2 protein-coding genes and 1 pseudogene are annotated in these 19,857 nt (G+C 70.8%); 1 reads left to right on the top strand and 2 read right to left on the bottom strand.

Translation table 11 applies throughout. The features are described from left to right. Nucleotides 1-20: 20 nt before the first annotated feature. Nucleotides 21-1,904, bottom strand: coding sequence for a permease-like membrane multi-spanning protein (locus tag JOD54_RS00415; protein ID WP_204448639.1), 1,884 nt, complete (start codon nt 1,902-1,904; stop codon nt 21-23). Then, nucleotides 1,889-2,677 carry an ABC transporter ATP-binding protein gene (locus JOD54_RS00410; RefSeq protein WP_307859764.1) on the bottom strand — a complete coding sequence of 263 codons (789 nt, stop codon included), beginning with the start codon at nt 2,675-2,677 and terminating at the stop codon, nt 1,889-1,891. Before JOD54_RS00410 ends, JOD54_RS00415 begins: the two co-directional genes overlap by 16 nt. A gap of 354 nt (nt 2,678-3,031) precedes the next feature. On the opposite strand from JOD54_RS00410, the pseudogene JOD54_RS00405 reads away from it, so the two are divergent. Continuing rightward, nucleotides 3,032-19,849 (top strand): annotated as a pseudogene (locus JOD54_RS00405) (type I polyketide synthase); the annotation flags it as partial. Nucleotides 19,850-19,857: the final 8 nt, after the last annotated feature.

The raw sequence follows: 19,857 nt of genomic DNA, 5'->3' as shown, positions 1-19,857 counted from the left end.
GGCTGTAGGCGACGGCGGGGTCAACCGACTGCGACGGGGTGGTCTTGGTGTTGGCGCTCGGCGGCTTTGCGTTCGAGCTTGGCCTTGAGCTTGCGGGACTCGGTGAGGTAGACCCAGCCCGCCAGGGCGAAGGCGCTCAGGCCGATGAGGAGCATGAGGGCGATCACCGGCCACTGGAGGCCTTCGGGGAGGTACAGGGCCAGGAACCACACCCGCTCGATCTCGCCGGTGAGCTTCATGCCGAGGGGCACCAGGCCCTGGGGGAAGGTCGCCAGGCAGCCGATGAAGAAGCTCGTCCAGAGGAGGCCCCGGCGGTGGCGGGGCATGGCCTTGATGACGGACGTTTCCGCGCTTAGAGCGGCTTCGTGTTCCTTGCCCGCACGCATCAGGTACAGCAGTTCCGGCCCGCGGTCCGCAAGCCTCTTAGCCGCGAGACCACCCAAGACCCAGTACGCGACAAAGCCCGTTAGGACGCCTGCGGGACCACCTGCCCACATCAGCAGCGGCATGTTCAACAGGTCACCTGCCAACACCACGCACAGGGCCGGGGTGGCGGCTGTGAGCACCAGGAGCAGTGCCACGAAGGCAGGGCCGGTGACGTCGCCGTGGTCTAGAGGCGAGTTCTTGTTGCGGTGCGGGTCCGGGCCGGGAACCAACTGGTCGATCGAGGTCAGCACCACTAGGCCCGCGCCGCCGCCCAGGGTGGCTGTGGTGGCGGCGATGGCCCAGGGCCAGAGGTCGCCGTGGATGGCGGTGCCGATGATGGTCAGAGCGATCGACAGTGGGCCAAACCAGATCAGCCACGCGAGCTGGCGTCCACGAACGTCGGCGAGCTCGCTGCCAGGTGTCATCAGCGTCAACCACAGCGCAGTGCCGTCTTGGCCATAGAGGTTGGCGCTGGTTGTAGCGGCCATCAGCGCGGTAGTGGCACCGACGAACGGCAAGAAGGCCGTCGAGTCGAACAGCAGTGGCAGCAGGCCGGTCAGTAGGGCGAACGCAGGCGCGACTACGAGAGTCTGCACGCGTAGAGGGTCACGCAGCCAAGTGCGGACCTCCTTCACGTACACCGCCGTGACCGGTCCGCGGTTGGCCCACTTGGCCGCACTCGCAGCAGACGAGCCACGCACTACGGGGCGAGCGAGCCGCTGTGGGCCGAGGGCACGGGCCCACAGCAACACGAGCAGGACCACTAGGACGGCCAAGGCCAACAAGGGCCCCACGACCCACAGCCAGTCTCGGCGTGCTGCGGCCTCAACGGCGATAACGCCCCAGCTGGACGGCAGTGCGCGGATCACGACGGAGGTGGCGCTGGAGAACCCGGTCTGCAGCACGACGTCGAGAGCGATGAAGACGACCCAGCCGGACTGGCTGAGCACCATCATCGTCGCGGTGATCACGGCGGTCACGGCGGCGCCCGTGCGGGAGCGAGCCAGCGCACCGAAGAACCGGGCCGCGAGCCTCGACAGCAGGACGACGAGGGTCAGTTGGAGCACCAGGGCCGGGATGGACACGATGACGGACAGAGTGCCCAGCCGGGCGGCGTAGACGACGAGCGCGATGAAGGCCACCAACGTGACCGCGGTCGTGACACCGACGAAAGCCGCGCCGAGCAAGCCGAGGGCCAGGCGCGTGCGCGACACGGGTTCCAGGGCGAACTGTTCGGCGCGCAGGACGGGGTCGCCGCCGAAGGCGGGGCCGAGCATCCAGCCGAAGGCCCAGATGGCGAACGTGACCGCGAGCAGGTCGGCGACGGTACCGGGGGCGGCGTCCGCGGTGGCGAGCGCGATCGTCCCGGCGGCGATGGCCAGGCCGACGAGACCGCCGGTGAGCATCCAGGTCGCCTTCGGACCGGCGATGGTGTGCCGCAGGACGGCGAGCTTCATCCGGATCAGGACGCCAGCCACGACAGGCCCTCCCCGCCGCCGACCTTGACGCCGACGAGTTCGACGAAGGTGTCCTCCAGCGACGCGCCCGCGCGGACCTCGTCGAGCGGCCCCTCGGCGACCACGCGGCCCTTGGCCATCACCGCGACCGTGTCGCACAGCTGCTCGACCAGCGCCATGACGTGGCTGGAGAGCAGCACCGAGCCGCCGCCCGCGACGAACCGGTTGAGGATGCGCTTGATCGTGGCGGCCGACACCGGGTCGACCGCTTCGAACGGCTCGTCGAGCACCAGCAGCCGGGGTCCGTGGAGGAGCGCGGTGGCGAGACCGATCTTCTTGCGCATACCGGTGGAGTAGTCGACTACGAGCGTGCGCTCCGCGTCGCCCGTCAGCTCCATCACCTCGAGCAGCTCCGCGGCGCGGTCCGCGACTGTCTTGGCGTCCAGGCCTCTTAGCTGACCGAGGTAAGTGAGGAGTTCGCGGCCAGTGAGGCGCTCAGGCAAGGCAAGACCGTCGGGCAGAACGCCCATGAGCTTGCGCGCGGCCAATGGCTCAGCCCAGACGTCCACGCCGAACACCTCGGAGCGGCCCTCGTCCGGACGTAGTAGACCGACGGCCATAGAGAGCGCTGTTGTCTTGCCCGCGCCGTTAGGACCAACGAGTCCATAGAACGAACCGGGGGCGACGGTGAGGTCGGCGTGGTCGACCGCCGTGTACTCACCGAACACCTTGTGCAGGCCGAGCAGCCGCAATGCCGCCGTCCCGCCCTCGACCCTAGGCTGCACCGCGTTCACGCTTGTGGTTCCCCTTCAGGCTCGTCAGCCGCCCTGGCGGTAGGTCGCGGGGGCGGGGGTCCTGCCGGATTTGCCCGGTTCGAACCCGTAGCGGCGGTGATCGTACCGTCGCTCGTCGTCACCGGGGTGAACCCTGGATCACACTTGGCAGGCTCCGCCGCCCGCCCACGGCTGCCCGCACCGCCCGGGTTGTCGGGTGGGGTCGCTGGTTAGGGGCACGGGGTGGGGGCTTAGGGGTTGGCCGTGCCGGAGGGGGCTAACTAGGGTCCGGGTGAGGAAAATGGAGGATTTCCGCACGGGATTCGGTTCAGGCTTCGGGTGGTTCCCGCGGTATCGAGTGGGTTTGAGGCATTCATGTCGCAAGTGCGCGCCGAGGCCATCGCGGTGGTCGGGTACTCGTGCCGCTTTCCCGGTGCGGGTGATCCGGCGGCGTATTGGCGGTTGCTGCGCGACGGGGTTGACGCGACCGGGCCTGTGCCCGCGGATCGGTGGCGACTGCCTGAGGTCCCCCGGGGTGGTTTCCTCGAGCACGTAGACCGGTTCGATGCCGGGTTCTTCGGGATCTCGCCGCGGGAAGCGGCTGGGATGGATCCGCAGCAGCGGCTCGCGCTCGAGTTGGCCTGGGAGGCCGTCGAGGACGCCAGGCTGATTCCTCGGGACTTGCGTGGTAGCCGTACCGGCGTGTTCGTCGGGGCCATCTGGGACGACTACACAACCCTCTTACGCCAAGACGCTGCTGTCGACCGGCACACGATGACCGGCACCCACCGCAGCATCATCGCCAACCGGGTCTCCTACCTACTAGGCCTCCGCGGCCCCAGCCTGGCCGTTGACGCAGGACAGTCGTCGTCTCTGGTCTCGGTGCACTTGGCTTGTGAGAGCCTCCGGAGCGGCGAGACCGACCTGGCTCTCGCCGGTGGGGTCAACCTCAACCTCGCCGAGGAAAGCACCGTCAGCGCGCTGCAGTTCGGCGGCCTCTCCCCGGACGGGCGCTGCTACACCTTTGACGCCAGGGCCAATGGCTTTGTCCGCGGCGAAGGGGGCGGGCTGGTTGTCCTTAAGACGCTGCAGGCAGCTCTAAGAGACGGCGACAGGGTCCACGCGGTGATCCTGGGCAGCGCTGTCAACAACGATGGCGGGGGAGCCAGCCTCACTGCGCCGAGCCGCTACGCGCAAGAGGACGTCCTACGCGCCGCCCACACTGGCATCAACCCCGACGACGTCGGCTACATCGAGCTGCACGGCACCGGCACCCCCTTAGGCGACCCGATCGAAGCAGCGGCTCTAGGCGCGGCGCTCGGGCAGTCCCGCGCGACCCCACTACCGGTCGGCTCGGCCAAGACCAACCTCGGACACCTCGAAGGCGCGGCCGGGATCGCGGGCCTGATCAAAGCCGCTTTGGTGGTCGAGCACGGGTTGATCCCGCCTAGCCTCAATTTCCACACGCCCAATCCGCGCATTCCGCTCGACGAGTTGAATATCCGGGTACACACCGAAATCGGGCCACTCTCCGGCCCCGGAATCGCCGGTGTCAGCGCGTTCGGTATGGGCGGCACCAACTGTCACGTCGTTCTCGCCGCGCCGGAGAAGTCACGAGCGGAACCGACTCCCGCCGCCCGCCCGACCATCGCGGTGGTGACCGGCAAGACGAAAGCGGCGCTGCGCGAGCAGGCGAGGCGGCTGGCGGCGGTCGACGGTTCCGCGCAGGACATCGCGCACTCGCTGGCCACCACCCGCACCGCCTTCGACCACCGCGCCGCGATCGTCGCCACAACCCAGGCCGACCTCAAGGCCGGGCTGGAGGCCGTCGCCGTCGGGCTGCCCGCCGCAGGCGTCGCTGAGGCCGCCCGGATCGACGGCAAGGTCGCGTTCCTGTTCTCCGGCCAGGGCTCGCAGTGGTCGGGCATGGCGGTCGACCTGCTCGACACCGACCCGGTCTTCGCCGCGAAGATCGCGGACTGCGCCACCGCCCTCGCCCCGCACGTCGACTGGTCGCTGGTCGAGGTCCTGCGCTCCGGGGACCTGGAGCGGGTCGACGTCGTGCAACCGGCCCTGTTCGCGGTCATGGTCTCGCTGGCGGCGCTCTGGCGTTCGCACGGCGTCGAGCCGGACGCGGTCGTCGGCCACTCGCAGGGCGAGATCGCCGCCGCCCACGTCGCGGGCGCCCTGACGCTGGCGGATGCGGCCAAGGTCGTGGCCCTGCGGGCCCGCGCGATCACGGCGTTGGCCGGACGTGGCGGGATGCTGTCGGTCTCCGCCCCGGTCGAGGACGTGCGGACGTGGTTGGCGGACTGGCCCTCGCTGTCGGTGGCCGCGGTCAACGGCCGGTCGGCGGTGGTCGTCGCGGGTGATCCGGACGCGCTCGACGGGTTCGCCGCCTCGGTGTCCGTTGACACCAAACGGATATCCGTCGACTACGCGTCCCACTCGGCGCACGTGGAGTCCCTCCGCGACGAGCTGCTGGCCGTGCTCGCCGACATCGAGCCGCGGGACCCCCGGGTGCCGTTCCTGTCGACGGTCACCGGCCAGTGGTCGCCCACCCTCGACGCGGACTACTGGTACCGCAACCTCCGTGGGACCGTCGAGTTCGCCGCCGCGACAACGACTCTGGTCGAAGCGGGGTTCAGGTTCTTCGTCGAGTCGACGCCGCACCCCGTGCTGGCGGCTGCCGTCCGGGACACACTGTCCGAAGTGGACGCGGTGGTTGTCGGTTCCACGCGCCGAGACGACGGCGGCCAGGAACGGCTGCTGGCCAATCTCGCCGAGCTGGTGGCCAGTGGACTCGACTACACCCCACCAGCGGCCGCCGTCGTTGATCTGCCGACCTACGCTTTCCAGCGAGAACGGCACTGGCGGCCCGGCAACGCCGAGGTCGAGCGTCCCGCCGAGCACGACGACTCACTCCGGACGAAGGTCCTCGCCGATCCCCGCAGCGCCTTGGACCTCGTGCTCGCGCACACCGCCATCGCGGGCGGCTTCACCGGCGCCATCGACCCCGCGCTGACCTTCAAGGATCTCGGCTTCGAGTCGCTGACCGCCGTCGAACTGCGGGACAGGATCGCGGTGGCCGCAGGGCTTCGACTCCCCACCACCCTGATGTTCGACCACCCGACGCCCCAAGCCGTCGCGGCCTACCTCCGCGACCAACTCCTCGGCGGCGCGCCGCGCGCTCGCAGAAGGGCGGTTGCCGCCGACGAGCCGATCGCCCTCGTGGCGATGGCGTGCCGGTTCCCGGGCGGTATCGACTCGCCGGAAGCGTTGTGGCAGTTGATGATCGACGGCCGTGAAGCGCTGGGTCCGCCGCCGACCGACCGTGGTTGGGAGCTCGACGGCCTGCCGGAGCGTGGCGGGTTCCTGGCTGACGCGGCCGGTTTCGACGCCGCGCTGTTCGGCGTTTCGCCGCGCGAAGCCCTCGCGATGGACCCCCAGCAGCGGCACCTCCTCGAGGTCACCTGGGAAGCGATCGAGCGGCTCGGCGTTTCACCGGAATCCCTGCGCGGCAGCCGAACCGGCGTGTTCGTCGGCGCGATGGCCCAGGACTACGGCCCGCGGATGCACGAAGCGACCGGCGACACCGCTGGTTACCTGCTCACCGGCAACACCGCGAGTGTCGCATCAGGACGGATCGCCTACACCTTCGGCTTCGAAGGCCCGGCCGTCACCGTCGACACAGCTTGCTCCGGCGGCCTCGTCGCGCTCCACCTGGCGGCACGATCCCTGCGCTCGGGCGAGTGCGACCTGGCGTTCGCCGGTGGTGTGACCATCATGTCGACACCCGGGATCTTCGCCGAGTTCACCCGCCAGGGCGGACTCTCGGCCGACGGCCGGTGCAAGGCGTTCGGCGCGGGCGCGGACGGAACCGGCTGGTCCGAGGGTGTCGCAGTCGTGGCCGTGCGCCGCTTGTCCGACGCGGTGCGGGACGGCAACCAGGTCCTGGCCGTCGTCCGGTCCTCGGCGATCAACTCCGACGGTGCGTCGAACGGCCTGACCGCTCCGAACGGGCCCGCGCAGCAGCGGGTCATCCTCGACGCCCTCGACGCTGCCGGGCTTCAACCATCCGAAGTGGACTTGATCGAAGGTCACGGCACCGGGACCACCTTGGGTGACCCGATCGAAGCCGGAGCTCTGCTGGCCACCTACGGCCAAGACCGGACCGCGCCGGTGCTGCTGGGTTCGGTGAAGTCCAACATCGGCCACACCCAGGCCGCCGCGGGCCTCGCAGGCCTGATCAAGTTGGTCCAAGCGCTGCGGCACAACACGATGCCGCCGACCCTGCACGCCGACGAACCGTCTCCACACGTCGACTGGTCCACCGGTACCGTCGAGCTGCTCACCTCAGCGCGCCCCTGGGAACGGGGCGGTCGACCCCGGCGCGCGGCTGTGTCGTCGTTCGGCATCAGCGGCACGAACGCCCACGCGATCATCGAAGAGCCTCCTGCTCGAGAACCCGTTCTGGACACGCCTACCGCCGGGTTCCCGGTGTTGCTCTCCGCCCGGTCCCCGGAAGCGCTGAGCGCCCAGGCGGCCCGGCTCCTGGCCGTCGACGCCCCGCCCGGGTTGCTGGCCAGCGCGTCGGCTACCACGCGTGCGGCGCTCGAGCACCGAGCCGCGGTGCGTGCGGGCGACTCCGAGACCCTGCGTGCTGGACTGGCGGAGCTGGCGGCGGGCAACGCGGCCAACGCTGGGCGGGCCGAGGCTCGCCGGGTGGCTTTCCTGTTCACCGGTCAAGGCGCGCAGCGGCCAGGGATGGGCCAAGACCTGCGGGTCTTCCCGGCGTTCCGGGCGGTGTTCGACGACATCCGCACGCGTTTGCCGTTCGACGACGACACCATTGATCAGACCGTGCACGCCCAAGCGGGACTCTTCGCCGTTGAGGTGGCCCTCTTCCGCCTGCTGGAGTCCTGGGGCGTGCGGCCCGACGCCGTCGTGGGCCATTCCATCGGCGAGGTCGCCGCCGCCCACGTCGCCGGGGTCCTGTCCCTGGCCGACGCCTGCACCCTCGTGGCCGCCCGTGGTCGACTCATGCAGGCGCTCCCGGCGGGCGGCGCCATGCTCGCCGTCGAGGCCGCCGAGCACGAACTCGACCTGCCCGAGGGCCTTGACCTCGCTGCGGTCAACTCGGATCGTGCACTTGTCGTATCCGGGGATCGTAGGATTGTTCAACAGTTCAAAAGTAGGATTGGTGAACAAGGTCGCCGCGTGAAGCAGTTGACCGTGTCGCACGCGTTCCACTCGCGGCTCATGGACCCGATGCTGGACGACTTCCGCCGGGTCGTCACCGGCCTGTCGTTCACCAATCCGACAATCCGACTGGTGAACAGTGCACCCGGTGACCCGGCGACGGCCGAGTACTGGGTGCGGCAGGTCCGCGAGACGGTCCGGTTCGCCGACGCGGTGGCGGGGCTCTCCGGAGCGGTGTTCGTGGAGGTCGGGCCGGATGCCGTGCTGTCGGCGCTGGTCGACGACGGGATCGCGCTCACCCGCGGCGGGCGCCCCGGACCGGACACCGTCGCCGACGCGCTCGGCGCCCTGTGGGTCCGCGGGGTCGACGTCGACTGGCACGCGGTTCACCCCGGACCAGTGCGTCACGTCGAACTACCGACGTACCCGTTCCAGCACGAGCGGTTCTGGCCCACCGCCACCAGCTCCGGGCTCGCGGCAGCTGGTCTCTCGGCAACCGATCACCCCCTGCTCGGTGCCGCGGTCACCCTGGACGACGGGGTCGTGCTGACCGGCAGGCTGTCGCTTGCCACCCACCCTTGGCTCGCCGATCACGCCGTGCGCGGCACCGCAGTCCTCCCCGGTACCGCGTTCGTCGACCTGGCCCTGCACGCGGGTGCCGAGGTCGGCAAGCCCGCGCTCACCGACCTGACCCTGCTGGCGCCGCTCGTGTTCACCGCACGCGACACCGTCCGGCTGCGGGTCACCGTGACCGGCGCGGTCGTCACCGTCGACAGCCAGACCGGCGACGACTGGACCTCGCACGCGGTCGGCACTCTCGGCGAAGCCCTGAACACACCCGCGCCCGTCGCCCTCCCCGCCACCCCGTCGACCCCGCCCGACTACGCGGACCTCGCGGCTCTGGGCTTGGACTACGGCCCGGTATTCCAGGGCCTGCGGGAGGTCTGGCACGACGGCGACACGATCCACGCCCGCGTCGACCTCGACGGGCCGCAGGCCGCTGTCCTGGACTCCGCGCTGCACGCCATCGGGCCCGCGCTCGGTCGAGACGGCGCACCGCTGCTTCCCTTCGCCTGGTCCGGTGTCACCCGGTACCGGACCGCGACCACCCTGCACGTGCGCCTCACCCGTCGCAGCCCCGATGAGTACTCCCTGCACGCGGTCGACTCGACCGGCGCGCCTGCCTTGGCCGTCGACACCCTCACCTTCCGCCCCGTTTCCGCTTCTCAGTTGCGGGAAAACGGCGTCGCCTACGTCCTGGACTGGCAACCGGTCGCTGCCACCGAGCCCGTCGCGGAGATCGTCGAGGTCGAGATCCCGGACGGTGATCTCGTCGAACGAACCCACCTGGCGGTCCAGAACGCCCTGCGGCTGGTGCAGAACTGGTTGGCCGACGGGAGTGGGCAGCTCGTCATCGCAACGCGGTCCGCTGTGTCCGTTGAGGACGAACAGGTCGACGCGGCCGCGGCGGCCGTCTGGGGATTGGTGCGCTCCGCCCAGACCGAGCACCCCGGCCGGTTCGTGCTCCTCGACGGAGACCTCCCGAGCACCCTTCCCGTCGGTGAGTCGGAGATCGCCGTCCGGGCGGGGCGAACGCTTGTGCCACGGCCGGTCCGAGTGCCCACCGACGGTCACGCCACCTGGGGAGAGAGCGTTCTGGTCACCGGCGGCACCGGTGGACTCGGCGCTCATGTCGCCCGCCACCTGCTGGCCCAGGGGATCGGTGTGGTCCTCGCCAGCAGGCGCGGGGCCGCCAGTCCAGCTGCGGGGAACCTGGTCGAACTCGGCGCGACCGTCGTCGAATGCGATGTCACCGACCGCGACGCCGTGGCCGCGCTGCTCGCAGCTCACCCCGTCTCGACGATCATCCACGCCGCAGGCACCCTGGACGACGCGCCCGTCCACGTTCTCGACGCCGATCGCATCGCCGCCACCTTGAGGTCCAAAGTAGATGGTGCGATCAACCTGCACGAGCTCGCGGGCGAGGGCGTCGAACTCGTCCTGTTCTCCTCCATCGCCTCGACTGTGGGAACAGCGGGCCAAGCCGCGTACGCCGCCGCCAACGCCTTCCTGGACGGCCTCGCCGCCCACCGGCGGGCCAACGGACTGCCTGCTCGCTCCCTCGGCTGGGGGCACTGGGCCGAGGGAATGGGCGCGACGGTCGACCGCTCGCGCTTCGCCCACCTCGGCGGCACGCTCACCGCTGCCCAGGGCATGACATTGCTCGACCACGCCCCGAATCGGCCCCACGTCCTCGCGGTGGCGGCGCCGCTGCGGCCCGTCGAGTCGAAGCCCTCCGCAGTGGGTGACCTGGACTCCCTGGTACTCAACAGCGTTGCGGCCGTTCTCGGTCACTCGTCGGTCGATCGCGTGGATGCCGCACGAACCTTCAAAGACTTGGGCTTCGACTCGCTCACGGGCGTGGAACTGCGCAACCGCATCGCCGCCGCGACCGGGCTCACGCTGGCGGCCACGGTGGTGTTCTCCCACCCGACGCCCGCTGATCTCACCGAGTTCGTGCGGTCCGAACTGGCTTCGGAAACCCGTCGGTCCACTGTGGTCACCAAGGTCGCGGTCGACGAGCCGATCGCGATCGTCGCCATGGCCTGCCGGTACCCGGGAGGAGTCGACAGCCCGGAATCCCTGTGGCAGATGGTGGTCGACGGCCGCGACGGGATCAGCGAGTTCCCCACCGAGCGCGGGTGGGATCTGACCGGCCTGTACCACCCCGATCCGGAGAACCCGGGGACCACCTACTCGCGTCACGGCGGATTCCTACACGACGCCCACCTCTTCGACGCCGAGTTCTTCGGCATCTCCGCGCGCGAGGCCCTGGCGATGGACCCGCAGCAGCGGATCATGCTGGAGCTGTCGTGGGAGACCTTCGAACGGGCGGGCATCGACCCGACCACGTTGCGCGGCAGCAAAACCGGCGTCTTCGCGGGCGTGATGTACCACGACTACGCGGTGGGAACCGTTCCGCCGGACGTGGAGGGCTATCTCGCCACCGGCGGCGCGGGCAGCGTGGTCTCGGGTCGGCTCGCCTACAACTACGGGTTCGAGGGGCCCGCTGTCACGGTCGACACCGCGTGCTCGTCGTCGTTGGTCGCACTGCACTGGGCTGCGAAGGCCTTGCGTTCGGGGGAATGCGACCTCGCCCTCGTCGGCGGTGTGACGGTGATGTCGACTCCCACCGTGTTCGTGGACTTCAGCCGCCAGCGCGGTCTCGCTGCTGACGGTCGGTGCAAGTCGTTCGCCGCGGGTGCGGACGGGACGAGCTGGGCCGAAGGTGCCGGGCTCCTGCTGGTCGAGCGGCTCTCCGACGCGCGGCGGAACGGCCACACCGTGCTGGCTGTCGTGCGCGGCACCGCCGTCAACTCCGACGGCGCGTCCAACGGTCTGACCGCACCGAACGGTCTGGCGCAGGAGCGGGTCATCCGAGCCGCGCTCGCCGATGCGGGCCTCGGCTCGTCCGATGTGGACGCTGTGGAGGCGCACGGTACGGGGACCGCGCTCGGCGACCCGATCGAGGCTTCAGCGCTGCTCGCGACCTACGGGCAAGGACGCACCGAGCCCTTGTGGTTGGGCTCCTTCAAGTCCAACGTCGGTCACACCCAGGCGGCCGCTGGTGTCGGCGGGATCATCAAGATGGTCCAGGCCATGCGCCACGGCACCCTGCCGCCGACCCTGCACGTCGACGCACCGTCCCCGCACGTCGAGTGGACCGCCGGTGCCGTCTCGCTGCTGACCTCGGCCCGCGACTGGCCCGAGTCGTCCCGCCCCCGCCGCGCCGGGGTGTCGTCGTTCGGCATCAGCGGCACGAACGCCCACGCGGTTCTCGAGCATGCCCCGCTGCGGGAGCCTGAGTCGGGTGACCAGGCGGTTCACGACTCGCCGATCCCCCTGCTCGTGTCCTCTGCCGCTTCACCAGGTCTGGCCGCGCAGGGAAATCGGCTGGTGGCGGTTGAGGAGGACCTCGCTGACATTGCCGTGTCCCTCGCCGCCCGGCCGTCGCTGGCGCACCGGGCTGTGGTGTTCGGTCGCGATGGGCTGGCCGACCTCGCCGCCGACCGGGTGTCGGGTGCGGTCATCCGGGGAGAAATGGCGTCGCGCAGGCTCGCGTTCCTGTTCACCGGTCAGGGTGCTCAGCGTGCGGGTATGGGGCAGCAGCTCCGCGTGTTCCCGGTCTTCGCCACGGCTTTCGACGAGATCCGGTCTCGGATCCCGTGGGATGAGTCGGCGATCGACGAGACGGGCAATGCCCAGCCTGCCTTGTTCGCGCTGGAAGTCGCGCTGTTCCGGCTGCTCGGGTCCTGGGGTGTTCGCCCTGACGTGCTGGTGGGCCACTCCATCGGTGAGGTGGCTGCGGCTCACGTAGCCGGGATCTTGTCCCTGGATGACGCGTGCACGCTGGTCTCGGCCCGAGCCCGGCTGATGCAGGCCCTCCCCGCCGGTGGCGCCATGCTGGCGGTGGAGGCCAGCGAGTCTGAGATCGAGCTTCCCGAGGGCTTGGACCTTGCTGCGGTGAACTCGGATCGTTCGATTGTGGTATCCGGGGATTGTGGGATTGTTGAACAGTTCGAATGTAGGATTGTTGAACAAAACCGGCGGTTCAAGCGGCTGACGGTGTCGCACGCGTTCCACTCGCGGCTCATGGACCCCATGCTGGACGAGTTCCGGCAGGCTATCGCGGGTCTATCGTTCAACAATCCGACAATCCCATTGTTGAACAGTTCAATTGGTGATCCGGCGACGGCTGCGTACTGGGTGCGGCAGGTCCGGGAGACCGTGCGGTTCGCCGGGGCCGTGCCGGACGGGGTGCGGTGCCTGGAGCTCGGTCCGGACGCGGTGCTGTCCGGGCTGGTCGAGGCCGGGACGCCGGTGTTGAGGGCCGGGCTGGACGAACCCGCGGCTGTTGTGCGGGCGTTGGCGGCGTTGCACGTCAACGGCACCCCGGTCGACTGGCAGGCGGTGCTGAAGCCCTACGGTGGCAAGCGGGTTGACCTGCCGACCTACTCCTTCCAGCGCGAACCGTTCTGGATCGTCCCGTCCTCGGTGAGCCCCGTCGACAGCGGGTTCTGGGCAGCTGTCGAACAGGAAGACGTGTCCGCCGTCGCTGCCGCCCTCCAGGTGTCCGGCGCTGACCGGGACAGCCTCGCCCAGCTCATGCCCGCCCTGGCCGCGTGGCGCAGGTCGCGGGATTTAGCGTCCAAGGTGGACGATTGGTGTTACCGGGTCGCTTGGGAGCCGCTGGACCTCGAACCGGCGACTTTGTCGGGCAACTGGGCGGTGCACGGCCCCGATCCGCTCGGCATCGCCAACTTCGTCGAGGCCGCCGATCCGGCCGACGCCGAGAACGTGATCTCGACCGGCACCCTCCAGGACGCCTTCCACCTTGTCCGCACCACGTCAGCGCGCGTTTGGTGCGTGACGCACGGCGCCGAGACCGATCCGGACCAGGCCGCGGTCTGGGGGTTCGGTCAGGTAGCCGCGCTTGAGCACCCCGAGCGTTGGGGTGGTTTGGTCGATGTCACCGACCCGCTCACGCCCCGTACCGCTGGACGCCTGATTTCGATCCTCAGTGGACACGAGGGGCAGGTGTCGCTCGGCCGGTCCGGCGCGCTGGCTCGACGCTTGCGCCGCGCTGCTCCCGTCTGGCGGCAGGAGTGGCGCGCCCGTGGCCCCGTGTTGATCACCGGCGGTACGGGTGCCATCGGTGCGCACATCGCCCGCTGGTTGGTCACGCGCGGCGCTACCCGCCTCGTCCTCACCAGCCGCAGGGGTCTCGCAGCCCCTGGCGCGCCTGAGTTGGTCGCTGAACTGGCCGAGCTCGGCGCCGAGGCGGTCGTCGTGTCCTGCGACACCAGCGACCGCGACGCCGTCGCAGGCCTTCTCGCTGCCCACCCCGTCACGGCCGTCTTCCACGCAGCCGGCACCGTAGACGACGGCGTCATCGAATCCCTTACACCTGAGCGCTTCACCGCTCTTCTCAAGGCCAAAGTGGACTCGGCTGCGCACCTCGACGCACTCGCGGGTGACCTAGACGCGTTCGTCGTGTTCTCCTCCCTGGCGGGCGTCATCGGCAACCCCGGCCAGGCCAACTATGCCGCCGCCAACGCCGCCCTGGACGCCCTGGCCGCCCGCCGCCGCGCGCAAGGCCGCCCCGCCACCGCCGTCGCCTGGGGCCCCTGGGCCGACGCAGGCATGGCCGCAGGCCCCGTCGCCGACCGCCTGCGCCGCACCGGCCTCACCCCGATGCCCCCCGCGGCCGCCCTGACCGCCCTCGCCCGCGCCCTAGACTCCAACACCCCCCACACCGTCGTCGCGGACATCGCGTGGTCCCGCTTCCCCGCCCGCCCAGGCGCCCTCCTAGACGCCTTCCAAACCCCCGCCACCCCCGACGCCGCACCGGTGGACCTGGAGACCCTGGTCCGCACCCACGCCACCGCCATCCTCGGCCGCCCCACCCCCGTCCCGGCGGACCGCGCCTTCCGCGACCTCGGCTTCGACTCCCTCACCGGCCTGGAACTCCGCAACGCCCTGTCGGCCGCGATCAACAAGCCACTACCCGCCAGTGTGGTCTTCGACTACCCCACCCCCGCCGCTGTCGCCGCCTACCTGCGAACCCTGCTCGTCCCCCCGTTTGTCCACAACCCCGCCCCCCATCCACAGCCTTCCGCCACCCCCTCCCCCCAGCCCCCCACCCCACTAGACTGGAGCGGGGTGGCCCCCCAGGGAGGGTGGGGTCTGCCTTCGCGCGCGGGCGGGCGCGAGGTTGAGGGCGCTGGGTTGCCGTCGGTCGGCGAGCGCGAAGCAGAGGGTGCGGGGCCGTCGCGCGGAGGTGAGCGCGAGGCGGAGGGTGGCGGGCTGACGTCGCGTGCGAGCGCGGGCGCAGGCGCGGATGGGTGGGGTCTGCCGTCGCGCGAGGGTGAGCACGGGGCGGAGGGTGCGGGTCTGTCGCGCGGGAGTGGGCGCGAGGCGGAGGGTGCGGGTCTGTCGTCGCCCGGAGGTGGGCGCGGGGTAGAGGATGCGAGGCCGTCGCGTGAGGGTGAGCGTGAGGCGGAGAGTATGGGTCTGTCGTCGCGCATCGGTGAGCGTGGCGCAGGGGGTATGGGTCCGTCGCGCGGGGATGGGCGCGAGGCTGAGGGTGGGGGGCGCGCGTCGCGTGCGAGTGCGGGCGCAAACGCAGGCGCGGATGGGCGGGGTTTGCCGTCCCGCGGGGGTGAGCATGGGGCAGAAGGTCGGGAGTTGCCGTCGCGCGGAGGTGGGCGCGAAGCCGAGGGTGTGGGACTGTCGTCGCGCGGGGGTGGACGTGGCGCAGGGGATGTCGGGTTGTCGTCGCGTGATGATGAGCGCGGGGCGGCGGGTGTGGGGTTGCCGTCGCGCGGGGGCGAGCGTGGCGCAGGAGATGTGGGTCTGTCGCGCGGGGGCGGGCGCGATGCGGAGGGTGGGGAGCTGACGCCGCGTGCGAGGGCGGGTGCGGACGAGTGGGGTCTGTCGTCGCGTGCGGATGGGCGTGGGGCAGAAGGTGTGGGGTTGTCGTCGCGCGGGAGTGGGCGCGGGGTAGAGGGTGGGGAGCCGTCGCGTGAGGGTGAGTGCGAGGCGGAGGGTGCGGGTCTGTCGTCGCGCGGGGGCGAGCGTGGCGCCGGGGGTATGGGTCCGTCGCGCGGGGATGGGCGTGGGGCAGAGGGTGTGAGGTTGCCGTCGCGCGGGAGCGGGGCGGAGGGGGCGGGGCTGTCGCGCGGGAGTGGGCGTGGCGAAGAGGGTGGCGGGCTGACGTCGCGTGGGGGTGGGCGCGGGGTAGAGGGTGCGGGGGGTGGCGGATCGCTTGGGGGGGCGATTGCTGTGGTGGGGATGGCGTGTCGGTTCCCGGGTGGGGTGCGGTCGCCGGAGGAATTGTGGGGGTTGGTCAGTCGGGGCGGGGATGCGGTGGGGGGATTCCCGGGGGACCGGGGGTGGGATCTCGCGGGGGCGCCGGAGTTCGCCAGGGTTGGCGGGTTCCTCGACGACGTGGCGGGGTTTGACGCGGGGTTGTTCGGGATCTCGCCGCGGGAGGCGTTGGCGATGGATCCGCAGCAGCGTGTGTTGCTGGAGATCACCTGGGAGGTCTTCCAGCGGGCGGGGATGGACCCGACGGGGCTCAAGGGGGCTGGCGTCGGGGTGTTCGCGGGGACCAACGGGCAGGATTACGCGCCGCTGGTTGCCGGGGCGGGGGAAGGGCTTGAGGGGCACCTGGCGATCGGGAGTGCGGCGGCTGTCCTTTCCGGACGGATCGCGTACGCGTTCGGGCTCGAAGGTCCCGCGCTGACGGTCGACACGGCGTGTTCGTCCAGTTTGGTCGCGTTGCACCTGGCCGTGCGGGCGCTTCGGGGGCGCGAGTGCGACATGGCGCTGGCGAGCGGTGTGACGATCATGTCGACGCCGACCGCGTTCGTGGAGTTCGGGCACCAGAACGGACTCGCCGCCGACGGTCGGTGCAAGGCGTTCGCCGCGGCAGCAGACGGGACCGGCTGGGGCGAGGGCGCGGGTGTGCTGCTGCTCATGCGGTACGAGGACGCCGTCGCCGCGAACCGGCCGGTGCTCGCCGTGGTCCGCGGCACAGCCGTCAACCAGGACGGGGCCTCGAACGGCCTCACCGCGCCCAACGGCCCCGCGCAGCAACGCGTCATCCGGGCGGCTCTGGCCGATGCGGGCCTCAATCCGTCCGATGTGGACGCTGTCGAGGCGCACGGGACCGGCACGGCACTGGGTGACCCGATCGAAGCGCAAGCCCTCCTCGCCACCTACGGCCAGGACCGCGACCGGCCGTTGTGGTTGGGGTCGGTCAAGTCGAACATCGGCCACACCCAGGCGGCAGCCGGGGTCGCGGGCATCATCAAGCTCGTCGAAGCGATGCGCCACGGATCGTTGCCCCCCACCCTCCACGCCGACGACCCCAGCCCCCACATCGACTGGTCCGGCTCCCTCGCCGTCCTCACTGCCACCCAGCCCTGGTCCGGCCCGCACCGCCGAGCCGCCGTCTCGGCCTTCGGCATCGGCGGCACCAACGCCCACGCCATCCTCGAACACGTCCCACCGACCCAAGAGCCCGCGGCACCCGAAGAGGCCCCGACCGTGTGGGTTCTGTCCGCCCACACCCCGCAAGCCCTCCGCGCTAGGGCGGATTCCTTGACCGCACTGGACCTGCCCGCGGCCGCCATCGCGCGGACGCTCGCGGTGACCGACACCCGGCACCCCCACCGCGCCGTCGTCGTGCCGGGGGAGGGCCTCCATGAACAGCTCGCCGCGACCTCCCACCGAGCGTTCCTGTTCACCGGCCAAGGCTCCCAGTACGCGGGGATGGGGGAGGACCTCTACAACGCCTACCCCGTGTTCGCCGACGCTTTCGACGCCGTCCGGCTCCGGGTGCCCTTCGACGACGCCGAGATCAACCAGACCGGCAACGCCCAACCCGCTCTCTTCGCACTGCAGGTCGCCCTGTTCCGACTCCTGGAGTCCTGGGACGTCCACCCCCACTACCTGGTCGGCCACTCCATCGGTGAGGTCGCCGCCGCCCACGTCGCCGGGATCTTGTCCCTGGACGACGCCTGCACCCTGGTCTCCGCCCGAGCCCGCCTCATGCAGGCCCTCCCCGCAGGCGGCGCCATGCTCGCCATCGAGGCCGCCGAAGCCGAGCTCGATCTGCCGGACGGCCTGGACCTCGCGGCGGTGAACTCGGATCATTCAATTGTGGTATCCGGGGATTGTAGAATTGTTGAACAGTTCGAACGTAGGATTGTTGAACAAAATCGCCGGTTCAAGCTGCTGACCGTGTCGCACGCGTTCCACAGCCGCCTCATGGACCCCATGCTCGACGAGTTCCGGCGGGCAATCACGGGACTATCGTTCAACGATCCGACAATCCCACTGTTGAACAGTTCAACCGGTGACCCAGCCACGGCTGAGTACTGGGTCCGGCAAGTCCGCGAGACAGTGCGGTTCGCCGATGCGGTGGGACAGGTGCCGGGTGACACGCGGTTCCTGGAGTTGGGACCGGACGGGGTGCTGTCCGCGCTGGTGGCGGGGGCGGCTCCGACGATGCGACGCGGGCAGTCCGAGGTCGCGACCTTGCAGGCCGCGATGGGGCACGACTACGTGCGCGGCGGCACTCCACAGTGGACGAAGATCCTGCCCTCAGGCCCCATCGTCACCCTGCCCGGCTACCCGTTCCAGCGCCAGCGCTTCTGGCCCGAGGTCAACCCCGCCGACAACTGGTGGTACCGGGTCGAATGGGTCCCGGTCGCCCCCGCCGCGCACCGGCCCACCGGGACCTGGCTCCTGATCGACCCGACCGATGACATCACCGCTGCCTTCACCGACGTCGACACGATCACCCGCACCAACGTCGCCGCCGCCGACCTCCAAGACCTCGACGTCACCGCGGTCCTCGCCACGACGCCCACCCCCGCGACCGCCCTGGCCATCCTCCAGAACGTCGACGCCCCCCTGTGGTGCGCGACCCGAGGCGCTGTCGAGACCGGCCACAGCGACCCCATCCGCGACCCTCGCCAGGCCGCAATCTGGGGCTTGGGTCAAGTAGCCGCCCAAGAGCTGCCAAGGCGATGGGGCGGCCTCATCGACCTCGACACCACCGTCGACCCCCAGCAACTCCACGCTGCTCTCACCGGCGCCGAAGACCAGGTCGCACTGCGCGACAACGGAATCCACGGTCGTAGACTCACCCGCACCCAACCGTCGCCCATCCGGACCTGGACCCCCGACGGCACCGTCCTCGTCACCGGGGGTACCGGCGCCCTCGGCAGTCACGTCGCCCGCTGGCTGGCTGATAGGGGTACCCCGCACCTCCTCCTCACCAGCCGCCGCGGTCCTGAAGCCCCCGGCGCCGATGCGCTCGTCGCTGACCTGCGCGCGCGTGGCGCCGAGGTCACGATCGAGGCCTGCGACGTCGCCGATCGTGACGCCCTCGCCGCGCTGCTGGCGGGACACACCATCACCGCCGCCTTCCACACCGCGGGCACGGCGGACGACGGCGTGATCCACACCCTCACGCCGGACCGCTTCGACGCGGTCTGGCGCAGCAAGGCTGCCGCGGGTCACCTGCACGAGCTCCTGCCGGACGCGCACCTCGTCCTGTTCTCCTCCTTCGCGGGCGTCGTCGGAAACCCCGGTCAGGCCAACTACGCCGCCGCCAACGCCTACCTCGACGCCCTCGCCGAACACCGCCGCTCACAGGACAAACCGGCCACCGCGATCGCATGGGGTCCTTGGGCGGGCACTGGAATGGGCGCCGAGGACGCGGCCGCGGACCAGCAGCACCGCACCGGTGTCAGCGCACTTGACCCCGCCATTGCTGTCGCGGCGTTGGCCAAGGCCCTCGACGCGGACCTGACCACCGCGGCCGTCGCCGCGATCGACTGGCCCCGCTTCACCGCGGACCGCCACGGCCCCCTGTTCGCCCAGCTGGTCGAAACCCCTTTCGCCGCGACCGAACCCGATCTGCGTGCCGCGCTGGCCGATACCCCGGTCGGCCAGCGCGGCACGCTCCTGCTCGACCTGGTCACCGCGCGCGCCGCCGCCGCCCTCGGTCACCGCGCGGGCGAGCTGATCGACCCGCGCCGCCCGTTCCGCGACCTCGGGTTCGACTCGCTCACCGCGGTCGACCTGCGCAACCGGCTCGACGCCGCCACCGGGCTCGCGCTGCCCACCGGCATCGTGTTCGACCACCCGACCCCCGAGGCGCTGGCCGCGCACCTGCTCGACGAGCTCGCCGTCGACCCCGGCTCGCCCGCGGTCGCCGAGCTGGACAAGCTCGAGGCCGCGCTCGCCGAGTTGCCGCCGACCGGCGCCGAGGCGAGCGCGATCACCGCCCGGTTGCGCGGCTTGCTCGCCCGGCTGGACCCGGCGCCCGCCGAGGCCGAGTCCGACGACCTGGCCGACGCCTCGGCCGACGAGCTGTTCGACCTGATCCACAAAGAGTTCGGCAAGTCCGGATGAGGCCC

Source organism: Actinokineospora baliensis, from assembly GCF_016907695.1.
GTDB lineage: Bacteria > Actinomycetota > Actinomycetes > Mycobacteriales > Pseudonocardiaceae > Actinokineospora > Actinokineospora baliensis.
This window is presented reverse-complemented; position numbering and strand designations above follow the sequence as displayed.